The organism is Nocardia sp. NPDC059154 (genome assembly GCF_042755705.1).
GTDB lineage: Bacteria > Actinomycetota > Actinomycetes > Mycobacteriales > Mycobacteriaceae > Nocardia.
Map to the genome: position 1 here is coordinate 36,962 of NZ_JBHZCS010000027.1, position 17,066 is coordinate 54,027.

The 17,066-nt window shown below is 67.3% G+C and carries 16 protein-coding genes and 1 pseudogene; 12 read left to right on the forward strand and 5 right to left on the reverse strand.

Annotated features, from left to right (window positions below; genetic code table 11):
- Nucleotides 1-10 precede the first annotated feature (10 nt).
- Nucleotides 11-1,462 carry a DUF222 domain-containing protein gene (locus ACFXN1_RS23345; protein ID WP_379463668.1) on the forward strand — a complete coding sequence of 484 codons (1,452 nt, stop codon included), beginning with the start codon at nucleotides 11-13 and terminating at the stop codon, nucleotides 1,460-1,462.
- Nucleotides 1,463-1,527: 65 nt separating this feature from the next.
- Here the strand turns inward: ACFXN1_RS23345 and ACFXN1_RS23350 are convergent.
- The 3 genes and pseudogenes from ACFXN1_RS23350 to ACFXN1_RS23360 form a co-directional block, all read right to left on the reverse strand.
- Nucleotides 1,528-1,885: pseudogene (locus ACFXN1_RS23350) on the reverse strand (transposase); the annotation flags it as partial.
- 332 nt (nucleotides 1,886-2,217) lie between these two features.
- A complete protein-coding gene (locus ACFXN1_RS23355) occupies nucleotides 2,218-3,111 on the reverse strand; it encodes an amidohydrolase family protein (protein ID WP_379463669.1) in 894 nt (297 codons plus the stop codon).
- 81 nt (nucleotides 3,112-3,192) lie between these two features.
- Entirely contained in the window at nucleotides 3,193-3,903 is a 711-nt protein-coding gene (locus ACFXN1_RS23360) for a GntR family transcriptional regulator (protein WP_379446605.1), read from the reverse strand.
- A gap of 923 nt (nucleotides 3,904-4,826) precedes the next feature.
- Between ACFXN1_RS23360 and ACFXN1_RS23365 the strand changes: the two genes are divergently transcribed.
- The 5 genes from ACFXN1_RS23365 to ACFXN1_RS23385 all read left to right on the forward strand — a co-directional run bounded on the left by ACFXN1_RS23365 (nucleotide 4,827) and on the right by ACFXN1_RS23385 (nucleotide 8,056).
- On the forward strand, nucleotides 4,827-5,048 hold the full coding sequence (locus tag ACFXN1_RS23365) for an amidohydrolase family protein (RefSeq protein WP_379446604.1): 222 nt from the start codon (nucleotides 4,827-4,829) through the stop codon (nucleotides 5,046-5,048).
- Nucleotides 5,049-5,117: 69 nt separating this feature from the next.
- Complete coding sequence (locus ACFXN1_RS23370; RefSeq protein WP_379463670.1) at nucleotides 5,118-5,963, forward strand: ABC transporter ATP-binding protein; 846 nt, start codon at nucleotides 5,118-5,120, stop codon at nucleotides 5,961-5,963.
- Nucleotides 5,960-6,877: an ABC transporter permease gene (locus ACFXN1_RS23375; RefSeq protein WP_379446262.1), complete on the forward strand. Its 918-nt coding sequence runs from the start codon at nucleotides 5,960-5,962 to the stop codon at nucleotides 6,875-6,877. Before ACFXN1_RS23370 ends, ACFXN1_RS23375 begins: the two co-directional genes overlap by 4 nt.
- 46 nt (nucleotides 6,878-6,923) lie before the next feature.
- Entirely contained in the window at nucleotides 6,924-7,178 is a 255-nt protein-coding gene (locus ACFXN1_RS23380) for a hypothetical protein (RefSeq protein ID WP_379446261.1), read from the forward strand.
- Complete coding sequence (locus ACFXN1_RS23385) at nucleotides 7,175-8,056, forward strand: ABC transporter substrate-binding protein (RefSeq protein ID WP_379446260.1); 882 nt, start codon at nucleotides 7,175-7,177, stop codon at nucleotides 8,054-8,056. Before ACFXN1_RS23380 ends, ACFXN1_RS23385 begins: the two co-directional genes overlap by 4 nt.
- Before the next feature lie 46 nt (nucleotides 8,057-8,102).
- Here the strand turns inward: ACFXN1_RS23385 and ACFXN1_RS23390 are convergent, their stop codons facing one another.
- Both ACFXN1_RS23390 and ACFXN1_RS23395 read right to left on the reverse strand, forming a co-directional pair.
- Nucleotides 8,103-8,672 carry a DivIVA domain-containing protein gene (locus tag ACFXN1_RS23390; RefSeq protein ID WP_379463671.1) on the reverse strand — a complete coding sequence of 190 codons (570 nt, stop codon included), beginning with the start codon at nucleotides 8,670-8,672 and terminating at the stop codon, nucleotides 8,103-8,105.
- An 86-nt stretch (nucleotides 8,673-8,758) separates the two neighbouring features.
- The gene (locus ACFXN1_RS23395) at nucleotides 8,759-9,424 is read right to left on the reverse strand and encodes a TetR/AcrR family transcriptional regulator (RefSeq protein WP_379446258.1); all 666 of its coding nucleotides are present in this window, start codon (nucleotides 9,422-9,424) and stop codon (nucleotides 8,759-8,761) included.
- A gap of 57 nt (nucleotides 9,425-9,481) precedes the next feature.
- Here ACFXN1_RS23395 and ACFXN1_RS23400 point away from each other — a divergent pair, with 57 nt between their 5' ends.
- The 6 genes from ACFXN1_RS23400 (at nucleotide 9,482) to ACFXN1_RS23425 (ending at nucleotide 16,913) form a co-directional block, all read left to right on the forward strand.
- Nucleotides 9,482-10,975, forward strand: coding sequence for a flavin-containing monooxygenase (locus ACFXN1_RS23400; protein ID WP_379446257.1), 1,494 nt, complete (start codon nucleotides 9,482-9,484; stop codon nucleotides 10,973-10,975).
- 182 nt (nucleotides 10,976-11,157) lie between these two features.
- Nucleotides 11,158-11,532 carry a preprotein translocase subunit YajC gene (yajC, locus tag ACFXN1_RS23405; protein ID WP_379446256.1) on the forward strand — a complete coding sequence of 125 codons (375 nt, stop codon included), beginning with the start codon at nucleotides 11,158-11,160 and terminating at the stop codon, nucleotides 11,530-11,532.
- Between the two features lie 102 nt (nucleotides 11,533-11,634).
- Complete coding sequence (gene secD, locus ACFXN1_RS23410) at nucleotides 11,635-13,335, forward strand: protein translocase subunit SecD (RefSeq protein ID WP_379395099.1); 1,701 nt, start codon at nucleotides 11,635-11,637, stop codon at nucleotides 13,333-13,335.
- A 2-nt stretch (nucleotides 13,336-13,337) separates the two neighbouring features.
- A complete protein-coding gene (gene secF, locus ACFXN1_RS23415; protein WP_379395097.1) occupies nucleotides 13,338-14,567 on the forward strand; it encodes a protein translocase subunit SecF in 1,230 nt (409 codons plus the stop codon).
- Between the two features lie 17 nt (nucleotides 14,568-14,584).
- Nucleotides 14,585-16,303 (forward strand): ABC transporter substrate-binding protein, encoded by a 1,719-nt coding sequence (locus ACFXN1_RS23420; RefSeq protein WP_379443111.1) that lies wholly within the window; start codon nucleotides 14,585-14,587, stop codon nucleotides 16,301-16,303.
- Between the two features lie 37 nt (nucleotides 16,304-16,340).
- Complete coding sequence (locus tag ACFXN1_RS23425; protein ID WP_379395093.1) at nucleotides 16,341-16,913, forward strand: adenine phosphoribosyltransferase; 573 nt, start codon at nucleotides 16,341-16,343, stop codon at nucleotides 16,911-16,913.
- The last annotated feature ends 153 nt before the right edge of the window (nucleotides 16,914-17,066 follow it).

Below are 17,066 nucleotides of genomic sequence, written 5' to 3' on the forward strand. Positions count from 1 at the left end.
AAATCAATGCATGAGCTCGATGGAGGTGACACTCGACGCATGCGGAATCGCCGACCTGGCGACCGCCGTCGAAACCCTGTCGAACACCATCCAGCACGGCAACTTGAACCCGTTCTCCGACGGTGATGTCGTGGAGTTGATGCAGCGCCTGGAAATCTGCAAACGCCAACTGTCGGCGCTGGATTCACGTCTGATCATCGAAGCCTGCAACCGTTCGTTGCCCGAAGGCAGTGGGGTGAAGGATGTGGTGCCGTTCCTGCGGCAGACGTTGGGGTTGTCGAGGTACGACGCGTCGGTGCGGGTGAAGATCACCCGCCAGTGCGGGGAATTCTTCGAACCCACCGGACACCTGCGCCCGCCCACCTTGGCCGAGGCTGCCGAAGCCTATGAGGCAGGCGATATCTCACGTGATCACGTCCGCAACATCATCGACGTGATGAACCACCTGCCTGCCGACATCCCCGCCGAGACGCGTGCGGAGGCCGAGCACATCCTGGTCGGTCATTCCCGCACGGGGTGGCCCGACGATCTGCCGAAGATCGGTCGCGACATCCTCGCCCGCGTCGACCCCGACGGCAAGGTCGTCTCCGACGCCGACCGCCGCCGTCGCCGAGGTTTGATCCTGGGTCGTCCCGGGGTGGACGGGATGAGCTGGATCGAGGGCTGGATCACCCCCGAACTGCGGGCCCTGCTCGATGCCGTCTTCGCCAACCTCGCGCGCCCGGGCATGTGCAACATCGACGACGCCGACAGCGTCGCCGCCACGGTCAAGGTCGTCGATTCGAAGGTGTTGGAGGCGGCTGCGCGTCGTGACCGTCGTGATGCCGGTCAGCGCACTCACGACGCGTTGTTCGCGTTGTTGCAGCCAGGTGTCGACGCGGCCAAGCTGGGTTCACATCGTGGTTTGCCGGTGCAGGCCATCCTGACCATGTCCGTCGCGGATCTGGAGCGTGGTTCCGGGGTCGCGACCACTGCTTCCGGCGGCCACGTGAGCATCGACGAGGCGTTGAAGATGGCCGAGGGCACCCGTCCGGTGCTGGCGGTCCTCGATACCGACGGGCTGCCGCTGTACCTGGGCCGTTGCGAGCGCTTGGCCACCCCGGCGCAGCGCCTGGCGTTGATCGCCCGCGACAAGGGCTGTACCCGCCCGGGATGTGATGCGCCCGCGTCGATGTGCGCGGTGCACCACATCACCGACTGGGCCAAGGGCGGACCCACCGATCTGACCAACCTGACCCTGGCCTGCGATCACTGCCACGCGCTGGTCAATGACAGTGCCGACGGCTGGAAAACCGTTGTCATGGGCAAAGATTCCCCTTATCGGGGGCGTACTGGTTGGATTGCCCCGAAACGTCTTGATCCCACGGGCACGGCTCGGGTGAACGATAGACATCACGTTGGGCAATGGGTCGCCGCTGCCATCGAATCGAGTTGCCAGAGGTGGGGTTCACGCGCCGCATGAATCCCGGCGGCGCATGTCCTGCTGGCGTGCGCAGGGACTGGGGAGTGTGGACGCTCCGATAGATGTCAAGCGGCTGTTGGGAGTTCGTCGGCGGTGTTGGTGGGTGGGCTTGTGAGGACGTGGTAGATCTCTCGGGCGATGAATCGTTTGAGGCAGCGGATGATGTCCTTTTAGATAGTCCTTGCTGGGTGCGGCGGTCGACGTAGGTGCGGGTGCGGGAGCGAACCGCATGCGGACCAGGGCGATGGTGTGCAGGGCGCGGTTGGCGGCGCGGTCGCCACCGCGGTTGAGGCGGTGGGTTCGTCCGGAGGAGGCGGATATGGGGGCGACGCCGGTCAGGTGGGCGAAGGCGGCTTCGCTGCGTAGCCGGTGGGGGTTGTCGCCGGCGGTGGTCAGCAGGACACCGGCGGTGTCGGTGCCGACGCCGAACCCCGCCCATCGTCATCGCACCGCCGCCCTCCGGAAGGTCGACCCCCGGCGTCCCTGCTCATCCGCACTATCCCGAACAGTCGCAAGCCATCACGTGGCGACCCCAACTCCGTGATCTGAAGGAATACCTCCTGCAATAACCCCACATGCGGCTTCAAAGGTGAGGGGGCTGGTAGGTGTAGGCGCGGACGTGAGCCCGGCCCCCTCCCTTCTCCAGGCGTCCTTGTCTTTTAATCTTTTGGTTCTTTGTCTTTTGTTCTTTTAGGTTTTGTCTCTTGGGTTTTCGTTATTCCGGATTACCTCCTGCACGCGGGTGGTGCGGGCGGTCATGCGTCCGGACTTGAAGATCGGCCACCGAGATGCATGTCGGTGGCGGGCAAAGGGACGACGGAGATTCCGCTCGCCGCCAATTGCTCCAGGGTGCGGGCGCGGTCGGCGCGGGGACGACCGGCCAGGGAGGTCATGTGACCGAGGGCGACCCGCCCGTGCCGGCCGGTACGCTCGGTGACCTCGGCGATGTAATCGGCCATGGCATAGCGGGGGTCGGTGGCGTCGTCTGCGAAGTCGGCGTGAATGTCGAGCGGGACATCGAATTCGGCGGCCAGGTCGAAGATGAGGTCGATGTGGCGGCGGCAGTCTTCGACGGTGCGTTCGTTGTAGGCGCAGCCGCCGAGGACATCCACGCCCGCGTACAAACTTTCGCGGAGGAGGTCGATGGTGCCGGGAGCTTGGAGAATACCCTCCTGCGGGAATGCGACGATTTGAATCTCCAGGCGGTCGCGATACTCCTCGCGCAGATCAAGCAGCGCGGTCACCCCACGCAGGCCCACGATCGGGTCGACATCGGGGTGTGCGCGAATGGCGGTGGTGCCATTGCCGATCGCCATGTCGAGGACACGTCGGGCGCGGTCGCGGATGGCGGCGACGGTGAAGCCGCGCTTGAGTTCGGCGGTCACGCTGATGGCCCCGGCCAGGGTGCCGTCCGGATTGGACTTCTCGGCGTCGAGGAGCGCCTTGTCCAGGTGCACATGGGATTCGATCAGGCCGGGAATGACGACTCGTCCGGCGCAGTCGATTTCCTCGGCGCCCCGGTCGATGAGCGCGGGCCCGATCGCGGTGATGACACCGCCGTCGATCGCGATGTCGACCAGCTCCGCGTCGTCGGCGATACGCGCGGCGCGCAACATCAGATCCACGGTGTGCGGCAACGGATCCGCCATGGTGACCTCCCCGGACGAAGTGACTCCGTTTTGTATACGAGAGCCGTGTTTCGTCCCGGGGTGGCAATTGCTGCGCCGATGTTACGAAGTGTGCGACCTCGAAGCACGCTGTCGCGCAGTGTTTTCGGTGCGCGGCAACGCGGTGTCTCCGGCGTGTTTCCGGAACCGGTAGGCGTTCGCTGCGTGCGCGATGTGGGCGCTCACCACATCGGCCGCGCGGTCGGGGTCACCGGCCTCCAGTGCGGCACAGATCTCTTCGTGCTCGCTCCACGAATCACTGGCGCGGCGCGGCAGTTCGACCGAGTACACCCAGGCGATCTTCCAGCTCAGCTGCATGATCAGCTGCGCGAGCAGGGTACTGCCCGACGCTTCGGCGAGCACCTCGTGGAAGCGGCTGTTGAGCCGGGCCAACTCGTCCAGGCGGCCCGCCCGCACCGCGTCCTGGCCCAGCGCGGTGAGTTCCTTGAGGCGGCCGAGTTGTTCGGGCGTGCGCCGCACCGCCGCCCGTGATGCGCACAGCGGTTCCAGACGGGCCCGGATCTCCAGCAGGTCGGCGGCCTCGTCCTCGGTGAGTTCCGCCACGAACACCCCGGCGTAGGGACGTGACGAGGCGAAACCCTCGGCTTCCAGGGTGCGCAGCGCTTCCCGGACGGGCACGCGGGAGACGCCGTAGCTCTCGGCGAGCGCCTCCTCGGTGAGTCGTTGGCCGGGGGCGTACGCGCCGCGAATGATGTCGTCACGGATGGCGCGGCACAGCTGCTGCGGTGTCATGCGCCCGGCGGTGCTGGTCACTACGGCCTCATCTGACGATCGATGGAATGGGGATTTGCATACGATCCATCGTGGCCTCGCCCGACGGGATCCCGCAAATCTACTGCACCGGTCAGATATTCGCGGGTCCAGCTGTGTCGCAGGGGTTTCGGGTCGCTGAGCAGGCAGTATTTGTATACGATGCGGCTCATTCCGTCCGGAAGGATTCCCGAATTGCCGTTCTCTCTTCGATACAGGTGGTGCACTCGATGAACGATCTCCTGCTGCGCGGCGGCCGCCCCTGGACTCCCGGAGTCCCGCTCGCCGGCGCCGACATTCTCGTCTGGGACGGCCGGATCGCGGCGATCGCGCCCGATCTGAGTGCCGAGGGCGTCGACACCGTGGATCTGGCCGGGGCGCTGGTGCTTCCGGGCCTGGTCGAGTCGCACTGTCACCTCGACAAGACCATGTTCGGCGGTCCCTGGGTGCCCAATACCGGCGGGCCGACCCTGGCCGGGCGTATCGCCAACGGCGAGGGCCGCCGTGACGAGCTCGGGCTGCCCCAGCGCCGACTACGCGTCGAACCTGCTGGGGGCCATGGTGTCCGGCGGGACCGCGCACGTCCGCAGTCATATCGACATCGACCCGGAGGTGGGGCTGCGGGGCGTGGAGGCGGTCCGGGCGGCCGCGGCGCGGCACGCGGACCGGGTCGACGTGCAATTGGTCGCCTTTCCGCAGGGCGGTCTGCTGACCCGGCCGGGCACCGGCGAGCTGCTGGAAGCCGCGCTGGCCGAGGGCGTCGAGGTGATCGGGGGGCTGGATCCGGCCGGCTACGACGGGAATCCGACCGGCCAACTCGATGTGATCTTCGGTCTCGCCGAGAAATACGGCACGCGCATCGATATCCACCTGCGCGACCGGGGCGCGCTGGGCGCCTGGCAGTTCGACCTTTCCGGGATCGGCTGGTGTCCGATGCCGATATCGAACTCGCACTGGCGGCCGGAACCTATGGCGGCGCAGCGGTTCTCGGGATCGAGGATTACGGATTGCGGGTGGGCGCGCCCGCCGACCTGTTCACCGTCGACGCCGAAACACCCGCTGCGGCTGTGGTTTCCGTTCCGACCCGAAAGCTGGTGGTCAAGCGCGGTCGGGTGGTCGCGCGGGACGGCCGGCTCAGCGCGGGCTGATCGTATACGAAACAAAGGTGTAATCGCGTGGACCGCATCCGGCAATGATCCGCCGATAGAACTGTGGACATGCGCACCACCGCCTCAACCATCGTCAAAGGCCAAGGCCCGGACGGGAATACGGAGGCCGCCGAGGGCGGCAATGTATACACCGATCCGGCCTTGGCCTTTCAGCATGTCGGCCTGACCTTCGAGAACGGCACGCACGCGCTCGACGGCATCGATATCGCCATCCGGCCGGGAGAGTTCGTCTCCCTGGTCGGCCCGTCCGGCTGTGGCAAGTCCACCCTGCTGCGCCTCGCCGCCGGATTCGAGCACCCCACCGCCGGAACGGTTTCCGTCGCCACCGGCAAACTCGGCTACGTCTTCCAGGAGGCAACGCTGCTGCCCTGGCGCTCGGTGCTGCGCAATGTCGAGCTGCCCGCGGAGCTCGCCGGCGCGGACAAGGCCACCCGGCGGGCGGCCGCGCGCGAAGCGCTGGAGCTGGTCGGGCTGTCCGGCTTCGAGAACCACAAGCCCGCACAGCTTTCCGGCGGCATGCGCATGCGGGCGTCGATCGCGCGGGCCCTGACAGGTGCACCCGAACTGTTCCTGTTCGACGAGCCGTTCGGGGCGCTCGACGAGATCACCCGGCAGCGCTTGAACGAGGAGGTGAGCGGGCTGTACCGGCGATCGGGCTTCACCGGGGTGTTCGTGACGCACTCGGTGGCCGAGGCGGTGTTCATGTCGAGCCGGGTCGTCGTGCTGACCGACCGCCCGGGTCGCGTGGCAGCGGATATCCCGGTGCCGCTGGATTTCCCGCGATCACCGGAGTCGCGATACACGCCCGAGTTCGGTGCCATCGCGGCGGAGGTGTCGGCGGCGTTGCACGACGCGGAGCGGGGAACTGTGCGGATCGGGGGGAGGGCCGCATGACCGCCGCCACCGCCGACAGCGGAATCGTCGTGCCCGAGGCAACCAAGGCAACCAAGGCAACCAAGGCAACCAAGACGACCGAGGCGACGGCGCGGCCGCCGCGCACGCCCCGGAAACGCCTCTGGCCCTTCGCCGTCGCCCCGGTGCGCGTGCTCACGCCCGCGCTGGTGTTCGCACTGGTCATGGCCGCCTGGACGATCGCGAGCTACCTCCTGATCCCGCAGGAATCCCGATTCCTGCTGCCGCCACCGGAATCGGTGGTGTCCAAGGGCCTGCTCAATGCCGCCACCCGCGCCGAGATCCTCACCGCCCTCGCCTCGACCGTGCAGATCGCGCTGGTCGGTCTGGTGATCGCCATCGCGCTCGGGGTCGCGTTCGCGGTGATCATGAGCCAGGCGCGCTGGGCCGAGTATTCGCTCTACCCGTATGCCGTGATCCTGCAGACGATTCCGGTGCTGGCCGTGGTGCCGCTGTTCGGCTTCTGGTTCGGCTACGAGTTCGGCAGCCGGGTCATCGTGTGCGTGATGGTGTCGCTGTTCCCGGTCATCACCAATACCCTGTTCGGCTTGAAGTCGGTGCAGGCGTCCGAGCACGACCTGTTCACGCTGCACGGCGCCAACCGGTGGCAGCGGCTGCTGAAGCTGCAGCTCCCGGCGGCGCTGCCCGCCATGATCTCGGGATTCAAGATCTCGGCGGGCATGGCCGTGATCGGCTCGATCGTCGCCGATTTCTTCTTCCGCCAGGGCAATCCGGGCATCGGCCGGATGATCGACGTCTATCGGCAGCGGCTGGCCATCGAGGAACTGCTGACCGCGCTGCTGCTGTCCTCTCTGGTGGGCCTGGTCCTCTTCTGGATCTTCGATTTCCTGGCCGGGCGTGTGGACCGCGCCCACGGCAAGCGCGCCGGCGAATAACCGAACCAATTCTCTCGCAATCGGTTTCAACCCTCTAGGAATGCTCGTGAAGAAACGTGTCCTCGCCGCTGCCGCGATCACCGGCAGCGTCCTGCTCACCGCCGCCTGCGGTGGCGGCGCCTCCACTCCGAAACCCTCCGGGCAGGGCGTGCTGGCCGGAGTCTGTCCGTCCACCATCGTGATCCAGACGGACTGGTACGCCACACCCGAACGCGCGGCGGCCTATCAGCTGGTCGGCCCGAACGGCAGCGTCGACCCCAAGAAGGCGCGTACACCGGCCCGCTGGGCGACACCGGCGTGAATGTCGAAGTGCGGCTGGGCGGTCCGTTCCTCGGTGGCCAACCGGTACCCGCGCAGATGTACCAGGACGACTCCATCACCCTCGGGCTGGTCCCGACCGACGAGCAGGTGCGAGCCAAGGCGAAATTCCCGCTGACCGGTGTTTTCGCCTCACTCGCGAAGAACCCGCAGATCATCATGTGGGATCCCGCCACCTACACCGTCAACTCGTGGAAGGACGTGGCCGCGACCAACGCCCCGATCCTGTACTCCGAGGGCAAGATCTACATGGACTACCTGATCGCCAACGGGTACGTGAAGAAGGAACAGGCCGACGCCTCCTATGACGGCACCCCCAGCCGCTTCGTCGCCGAGCACGGCCGGGTCATGCAGCAGGCCTACGTCTCCAACGAGCCGTACCGCTGGGAGCACGACGTCAAGGGCTGGCAGAAGCCCACCGGTCACCTGCTGGTCGCCGACGCCGGATACGAGAGCTACCCGCACGCCTGGTCGGTCCGCAGCGGCGAACTCGACAACCTGCGCCCCTGCCTGCAGCAGCTCGTCCCCATGCTGCAGCAGGCCCAGATCGACTACGTCACCAACCCCGACCCCACCAACCAGGCCCTGCTCCGCATCGCACAGACGATCCCGGACGGCCCGCCCATCTCCGCAGCCGGCAACACCGACTCCGTCCGGGTCCAGCTGGAGAACAAGATCGTCGCCAACGGCCCCGGCAATACCCTCGGCAATTTCGACACCGACCGCGTCACCCGCGCCATCGCCCAGGTCACTCCGCTGCTGCGCGCCAAGGGCCAGCAGGTACCCGACCACCTCACCGCCGCGGACCTGGTCACCAACGAATTCATCGACCCCGCAAAGGGTCTGAAGCAGCAGGGATAGGCGAGCGCGGCGCGCCCCGGGCGCATCGGCGACTGCTGCTGCCGGTCTAGTGCTGGGACGCTTCGGAATTCTCGAGCTGATGGACGACCAGGTCGAGGAAGGCGTCGACCTCCTCGCAGTGATAGGCGGGCACGCCTTCGGGGGCGAGGTGGAAGGTGATGTCCTGGACGTCCCTGGGGGTCAGCCCGTTGGGACCGTGGTGGGCGAGGGTGGCGGCCAGGCGGTCGAGGAACGCGCCCACCTCGTCGGCCAGATAGCCGGGGAAACCGTAGGGGGGTGCGGAGAATTGGATGCGCAGGACGTCGTCGTGGGTGAGGGTGTCGGGGGTGCGGCCGGCGGGGAGGCGTCCGCGGCCGCGGCGTAGGTATTCCAGTTCCGTGCAGACGTGGTCGAGGAAGTCGTCGACCTCATCGATGTCGTAGCCGCGATGTCCGGGTGGGGGACCGTCGAATTCGATGTGCCGGATGTCGGCGATGCTCAGATGGTCGCGGCCGAGCATGGTGTCGGCGATGCGTGCGCAGAAGGCGTCCACCTGGGCGGGGTGGTAACCGTGGGGCCCGGACGGCGCGTGGCCGAACCGGGTGCGGCGGACGTCGTCTGGGGTCACTCGGGTCATTGTGCCAATGGCTGCATGTCCGAATTACCTCCGCCCCAGCCGAATCCGGCCGCACCGGACAAACGGGTCCGTTTGTGCAAGGTGGTTCAGTGCTTGCGGACGCCGTCGATGAGCAGGTGCCGGATGGCGTGGCTGAGATTGTTGACCGCCTGCACCTCGGGCGTCCGGATGCCGTGCAGAATGGCGGCCAGTAGCATGCCGGTCACCGCCCGCGCGGTGTTCACGGTGTCGAGATCCGCACGCAGATAGCCGCGTTCGACCCCGTGCTCGAGGTACCCGGCGGTCAGCATGTCGGCGGTGTCGAGCAAACCGTAGAGCCGCGCGGTCAATTCGGTGTCGATGCCGGTGGCCTGGAACAGCAGCAGCTGCGCCACCCGCCGGTCCGCGAGGAAGATGTGGTTCAGCGCGTCGCCGATGCGATCCACCTGCGCGCGGTACTCCTCGAGGCTGTCGGCGGCGTCGGGGGCATTGTCGGTCCCCAGCGACTCGATGATCCGCGCGGACAGATCGTCGATGACGTGGTCGATGATGTCGCGCTTGTTCTCGAAGTACCGGTAGAACGTCCCGTGCCCGATACCCAGCTCGCCGGCGATGTCGGCGATGCCGGTGGCGTGGTAGCCCCGCTCGGCGAAACACGCGAACGCGGTGTCGATGATCTCCTGCCGGAGTTCGGCCTTGCGCCGTTCGATTCTCGAGGATGGCTTCGTCACGAGCCCGATGATACGGTGATCACAAACGGAATGAGATGTCATTCCGTGACATGTGCATCATTTTCTTTGTTCGAACACAGTTCTTGCAGGAGGTTCGGCGTGGCACCTCAGTACGACGCCATCGTGGTCGGCGCTGGATTCGGCGGTATGGGCGCGGGCATCGAGCTGGATCGGCTCGGCCTGAGCAATTTCGTCATCCTCGAGCGGGAGAACGATCTGGGCGGTACCTGGCACGTCAACCGCTACCCGGGCCTGGCCGTGGACATCGCCTCGGTCACCTACTCGTACTCCTTCGAGCCCAACCCGTACTGGTCGCGGCTGTTCGCCCCGGGGTCGGAGCTGAAGAAGTACGCCGAGCACGTCGCCGACAAGTACGACCTGCGCCGTCGTATGCGGTTCGACACCGTCGTCGGGGGTGCACTCTGGGACGAGCAGCAGCAGTACTGGGTGGTCTCCATCGAGAACGGTGAACCGCTCACCGCGCGCTACCTGATGGCCGCCACCGGATTCCTGTCCCAGCCCTACACCCCGCCGTTCCCGGGCATCGACACCTTCGCGGGCAGGATCATCCACACCACCGCGTGGGACGACGAGGTCGATCTCACCGGGACCAGGTCCGCCATCATCGGCACCGGCGCGACCGCCGTCCAGCTGATCCCGGAGGTCGCCAAGCAGGCGCAGGCACTGATAGTCTTCCAGCGCACCCCGATCTGGGTCGTCCCGAAGGTCGACGCCCCGATTCCGCCCGCGGTGCAGCATCTGTTCGCGCGAGTTCCGTTGACGCAGAAGGCCGCTCGCCTGGTCAACACCTCCATGCTGGAGGCGCTCATGGTGGTCGGCGTGCTGCACTTCAAGGAGGCCAAGCCGCTCAACAGGGCCGCCGGCATCCTGGCCAAGGCGCATCTGCGAACCCAGGTGCGCGACAGGGAGACTCGCAAGAAGCTGACGCCGGACTACGACTTCGGCTGCAAGCGCCCCACCTTCTCCAACCTCTACTTCAAGACCTTCAACGAGCCGCACGTGCGCCTGGAGACCAACTCCATCGACCACATCGAGCCCGACGGCATCGTCACCACCGACGGTCACAAGACCGAGATCGACACCCTCATCCTGGCCACCGGCTTCAACCTGTGGGACGTCAACTTCCCGGCCATCGAGATCATCGGCCGCGACGGCCGCAATCTCGGAAAGTTCTGGCGCGACAACCGCTTCCAGGCCTACGAGGGCATCACCGTGCCGAAGTTCCCCAACTTCGTCAGCCTCAACAGTCCCTACTCCTACAGCGGCCTGTCCTACTTCACCACCATCGAGGCGCAGATGAAGCACATGGCGCGCCTGTTCGGGGAGATGTTCCGCCGCGGCGAACGGGTCTTCGAGGTCACCGAGCGCGCCAATGCCGAATTCCTGGATCGCGTCACCGAGAAACTGGATTCGTCGGTCTTCTACGGCGGCCAGTGCGCCACGGCGCGCAGCTACTATTTCAACCAGCATGGTGAGGCGGCGCTGCTGCGCCCGACAAGCACTCTGAACGCCCACCGCGAGGCGACCACCTTCCCGCTCGACGACTACACCTACGGGCAGCAGCCGGCCTGAGTGGGACTGCGCGGTCGGCAGAGTCGGCGGTCGACCGCGCAGCTGGGGGAAACGGGATGAATCAGCCCTGCGCGAACGAGCGTGGACTCTAGAACAGGTCGCCGCGCATTCTCTCAGGGATTACTGGCAGACTGTGTGGGAAACGCACCCAACCGACCACTTACCAGGGGCTGACTTCGACGATGGAACTTCTGCTGCCGCTACTGCTGGTTGCCCTGCTCATCCCGATGTTCCTCGGCGTCCGCCGTCAGAAACGGGAGATGGCGAAGGTCACCGAGATGCAGGACAGCCTGAAGGTCGGCGACCGGGTCGTCACCACGTCGGGGCTCTTCGGCACCGTGGTCGAGCTCGATGACACCACCGTCGATCTGGAGATCGCCGAGGAAGTCGTCACCACCTGGCTGCGGCAATCGATCCGCGAGGTGCGCAGCGACGACGACGCCACCGAGGACACCACCGCCGAGACCACCGAAGCCGCGTCTTCGAACGGCGTCGCCGACGATCACGTCGCCGCCCCCGAAGTCGCCGACGACGCGCCGCGGCTGAGCAAGGACTGACATACTCCGCGCCATCGGCCGCACCGGATTCCCGGCGGCCGGTGGCGCTGCGGTGTGTGCCCCGCTCGTTCCACCTTCGAATCCGCCTAGGAGATAAGTACTGTGCCACCTTCTCAGGGAACGGCGCACCCGTTGCGTCTGCTCGGCATCTACGCCGCGCTGGTGGCTCTGATGTTCGGCCTGATCTTCTTCACCGGGGACAAGCACCACACCCCGAAGCTCGGCATCGACCTGCAGGGCGGTACCCGCGTCACCCTGACGCCTCGCACCCCGGATGGCGGTAAGCCGAGCCAGGACAGCCTCAAGCAGGCGCAGAACATTATCGAGCAGCGCGTGAACGGTCTGGGCGTGGCGGGCTCCGAGGTCGTCATCGAGGGCGACAATCTGGTGATCACCGTCCCCGGTGCCGATGGCGCACAGGCGAAATCACTGGCGACCACCGCCAAGATGTACTTCCGTCCGGTGGTGCAGAGCGCCCCCGCGCAGGCGGGTAAGCAGGCCCAGCAGCCGCAGCAGACCCAGCCGCAGCAGCCGCCGAGCACGAGCGCGACGCCTACCGAGACCACCCCGGCCACGGCCGAGGCTCCGGCCCCCACGACGACCGGCGAGGCCCCGCAGAACCGGGTGTTCCCGGCACAGGCCCCGACCACCCCGTCCGCGCCGCCGTCGACGCCCGCGCCGGCGGGCGGCCAGCAGCAGACCGCGCAGGAGATCGCGGCCGCCAAGGCGGCCCGCCAGAGCACCGACCAGAACGCCCAGCTGCAGGCCATGGCCACGCTGGACTGCTCCAAGCCGGATCCGTTGCAGGGCAACGACGATCCGAACCTGCCCCTGGTGACCTGTAGCACCGACGGCACCACCGTCTACCTGCTCGACAAGTCCGTGATGGACGGTACCGAGATCAAGGACGCCTCCGGCGTGCTGCAGCAGGCCCAGTGGGTGGTCAGCCTGCAGTTCAAGTCCAGCGGCACCGACCAGTGGGGCAACCTCACCAACAAGTACGTGGGCAAGCAGATCGCCTTCACCCTGGACTCCCGCGTGGTCTCCGCGCCGGTGATCAAGGAGGGCGGCCAGTTCAGCGGTAGCACCGCGATCTCGGGTCCGGGCATCAATGCCAAGACCTCCAAGGAGCTGGCGAACACCCTGAAGTACGGTTCACTGCCGCTGTCGTTCGGCACCTCCGAGGCCGAGACGGTCTCGGCGACCCTGGGCATCTCGTCGCTGCACGCCGGTCTGATCGCCGGTGCCATCGGCCTGCTGGCGGTGCTGCTGTACTGCCTGCTCTACTACCGCATGCTCGGCTTCCTGGCCGGTTTCTCGCTGCTCGCGGCGGGTGTGGCGGTGTACGCGCTGATCGTGTTGCTGGGCCGCTGGATCGGCTTCACCCTCGACCTGGCCGGTATCGCGGGTCTGATCATCGGTATCGGTTTGACGGCCGACTCGTTCGTCGTCTTCTTCGAACGCATCAAGGACCAGATGCGGGAGGGCCGCAGCTTCCGGTCCGCGGTCCCGCGTGGCTGGCAGCGCGCGCAGCGCACCAACCTGTCGGGCAAGACGGTCTCGCTCATCGCCTCCGCCGTGCTGTACGTGCTGGCCGCGGGCCAGGTGAAGGGCTTCGCCTTCACCCTCGGTGTCACCACCGTGCTCGACGTCATCGTCCTGTACCTGGTGACCTCGCCGCTGATGATGCTGGTCTCGCGCTCGCCGTTCTGGGCGAAGCCGTCGGTGAACGGCCTGGGCGCTATTGCAGAGCTTGCACAGGAACGCAAGGCCACCGCCGGCGTCCTGGTGAAGGAGGCGTGATCATGGCCAAGTCCTCTCCCGTCGTCGTGGATTCCGACTCCGAACTCGACTACGAGGCCGTGCCGACAGGCAAGCAGCACAGCCTGTTCGAGCGGCTCTACACCGGTACCGGTGGTTTCGAGATCGTCGGCAAGCGCAAGGTGTACTACGGCATCGCCGCGGCGCTGATCGCCATCGCGGTGGCCAGCATGGCGTTCAAGGGCTTCACCCTGGGCATCGACTTCGCGGGCGGCTCCCGGATCCAGCTGCCCGCCTCCGACAGCGTCACCACCTCGAAGGTGGAGGACGTCTACCGGTCCACGCTCGGCCACGACCCGGTCACCGTGCAGAAGGCGGGCTCGGGGTCCTCGGCGACCATCCAGATCCGTTCCGACACACTGAGTGTCGAGCAGGCCGACAAGCTGCAGACCGCGCTGTTCGACACCTTCCATCCGAAGGACTCCAACGGCCAGGCCAGCCGCAATGCCATCAGCGTCGCCGAGATCAGCGGGACCTGGGGTGGCCAGGTCACCAAGAAGGCGCTGCTGGCGCTGGTGGTGTTCGTCGGATTGACCACGCTGTACATCGCGATTCGCTTCGAACGCGACATGGCGTTCGCAGCGATCGGCTCGCTGTTCTTCAACCTGATCGTCACCGCGGGCATCTACTCGCTGGTCGGTTTCGAGGTGACACCGGCGGCGGTCATCGGTCTGCTCACCATCCTGGGCTATGTGCTCTACGACAACGTGGTCGTCTTCGACAAGGTCGAGGAGAACACCCGCGGTGTCCTGCACCTGACCAAGCACACGTACGCGGAGAAGGCGAACCTGGCGGCCAACCAGACGCTGATGCGCTCGATCAACACCACCGTCATCGGCATCCTGCCGATCATCGGCATGCTGGTGGTCGCGGTGTGGCTGCTCGGCGTCGGCACCCTCAAGGACCTGGCCCTGGTGCAGCTGGTCGGCATGATCGTGGGTGGCTACTCGTCCATCTTCTTCGCGGTGCCGGTGCTGGTGACTCTCAAGGAGACCTGGGGTCCGGTGGCCGCGCACACCAAGAAGGTGCTCAACCGCCGCTCCGGTGGCGCGAAGGCGCGGGTGGGCGCGGCAGCCGCCGAGCGGGCCGGCGCCGCGGGCCGCGGCGCCGAAGCCAATGGTTTCGGACGCGACCACGCGCCGCGCAGTCAGAGCGCCGGGGCGCCGCGTCCCGGGGCCCGGCCGACTGGGAAACGACAGCAGCGACGGCACTGAGCGCAGGGGGTGCGACCGTGAAGCAAGACCACAGGGTTGTGCGCCGGACCGCTGTCGCGCTGGTGGCGGGTGCCCTCGCCGCCGGTGCGCTGGCCGGGTGCTCCAGCAAGAATCAGGTGCCCTCGATCGGGTACGGCGTGGACGCGGTCGTCGCCAGCTACAACGGCGGCAGCACGCTGGGCGCGAACAGCGGTGCGGCCGCGGTGTTCTCGCGGGTGCTGACCGGGTTCTTCTATACCGGCCCGGACGGGCAGCCGGTGGCCGACACCGACACCGGCACCGCCAAGGAGGTCCCGGGCGACGCGCAGACCATCCAGTACCGCCTCGCCCCGGAGGGCGTCTACTCCGATGGCGTGGCGACCTCCTGCGATGACCTGGTGCTGACCTGGGCCGCGCGCAGCGGACGATTCACCAAGGCCGGTCCGGGCGGGCCGGCGCCGCTGTTCGACGCCGCGAGCACCGACGGCTACCGCGATATCGAGCGGGTGGACTGCCAGCCCGGATCCAAGGACGCCACCGTGGTGTTCCGGCCGGGCAAGCACTATTCGGCGTGGAAGACGCTGTTCAATGCCACCGAGCTGCTGCCCGCGCACGTGATCGCCGCGCAGGTGAAGATCCCGAGTGTGGTGACGCCGGTGCAGACCGGGGATCAACCCACCCTCGAGCGCATCGCCGACTTCTGGAACAACGGCTGGAAGCTCGCCCCGGGCAAGGTGGACCTGACGCTGCTGCCGTCCTCGGGGCCGTACCGGATCGACTCGTTCGGTGACAAGGACGGTCTGGTGCTGGTCAAGAACGAGAAGTGGTGGGGCAATCAGCCCCGGACGCCGCGGATCGTGGTGTGGGACCGGCACTCCGACCTGAAGTCGAAGGTGTCGGACAAGTCGATCGGCGTGCTCGATGTGGGCGCCGGGTCGCTGGGCGATGTGAACCTGGGCGGGTTCCACAAGCAGAATCTGCCGGGCCGCGGGGTCGAGCAGCTGGTGCTGAGCACCGGCGGGGTGTTCGGATCGGCGGATGCGCGCCGGGCGTTCGCGCTGTGTGTGCCGCGGCAGGCGCTGTTCGACAAGTTCGGGCACCCGGGCTACGACGTCAAGCTGGGGCTGGGCGCGGGCCTACTGAATTCCCGGACGGTGCAACAGGATTCGGTGTACTACTCGGCGATCTCGGGTGCGGGTGACAAGTACAGGGGCGGTGACGCCACCGCCACCCAGGCCGCCGCGACCTCGGGTGTCCAGAACCAGACCGTGCGTATCGGCTACGTCAAGCCGGACGAGCGGCGCGCGGCCACGGTGACCGCCATCGCCGACGCCTGCAAGGCCGCGGGCATCACCGTGGTCGACGCGGGCGCACCGGATTTCACCGCGTCGCAGCTCACCGACGGCAAGGTGGACGCCATCCTGGGCGGCACCGCCGGCATGCCGGGCCCGTCGGGTTCGCTGACCGGCACCGACGCCACCGCGTCGCTGCGCACCGGCGCGGGGCTGAATTTCGGCCGGTTCGGCAACGGCCGCTACGATGCCATCGCGGATCAGCTTGCGGCCGAGGACAACTCGGGCACCGTGCTGAACCTGCTGACCGAGCAGGAGAACCTGCTCTGGAGCGAGATGCCGTCGGTTCCACTGTTCGCCGCCCCCCGCACCATCGGGTTCGGTGACGGTATGGAGAACGGCATCGCCAGTCCCACCGAGGCGGGAGCGGGCTGGAACATGGATCGCTGGGTGCTGAAACGGTGAGAGCCGTGGTGGCGTGGTGAATGAGGAGTGGGTGCCGATGAGCAAACACGAGATGCTGGAGACGGCCGAGGTGGCAGGGGAGCGGGCGGCCCGCGCGGAGGCCGCGGTGCGGCAGTTGACCCGCTGGCGTGACGACTTCCCGACGCCGGGAGTGCGTTTCGCGGATCTGTCCCCGGTGTTCGCCGATTCCGAGGGCTTCCGCGCGGTGCTGGACTGCTTGGCGGCCTGCGCCCCCGACGCCGACCTGGTGGCGGGTGTAGACGCGCGCGGCTTCCTGCTGGGCGCGGGCGTGGCCGCCACGCTGGGCACCGGCGTGATCGCGGTCCGCAAGGCGGGCAAGCTGCCGCCGCCGGTCATCTCGCGTGAGTACACCCTCGAATACGGTTCGGCGGCACTGGAGATCCCGGCCGACGGCATCGATCTGAAGGGCCGCAAGGTCCTGCTGCTCGACGACGTGCTCGCCACCGGCGGCACCCTCGCCGCGGCGGCCGAGCTGTTCGCCGCCGCCGGGGCCGAGGTGGTGGCGGCGGCAGTCGTGCTGGAGCTCGGCTTCCTCAAAGGCCGTGAACGCCAGGGTGATTACCCGCTGACCTCCATCGTCGAGCTATGACCGGTCACCTCCCCGCCCCGATGGCCTGACCGATCAGGGCCTGTACGGCGGTGGGGAGGATCTCCCCGAGGGTCTGCCAGAACCGGGGTTCGGCCATGACGAGAACCGGATCGGTGATGGTGCAGCCCTCGGGGGCCGGAACGCCGTCGAGAC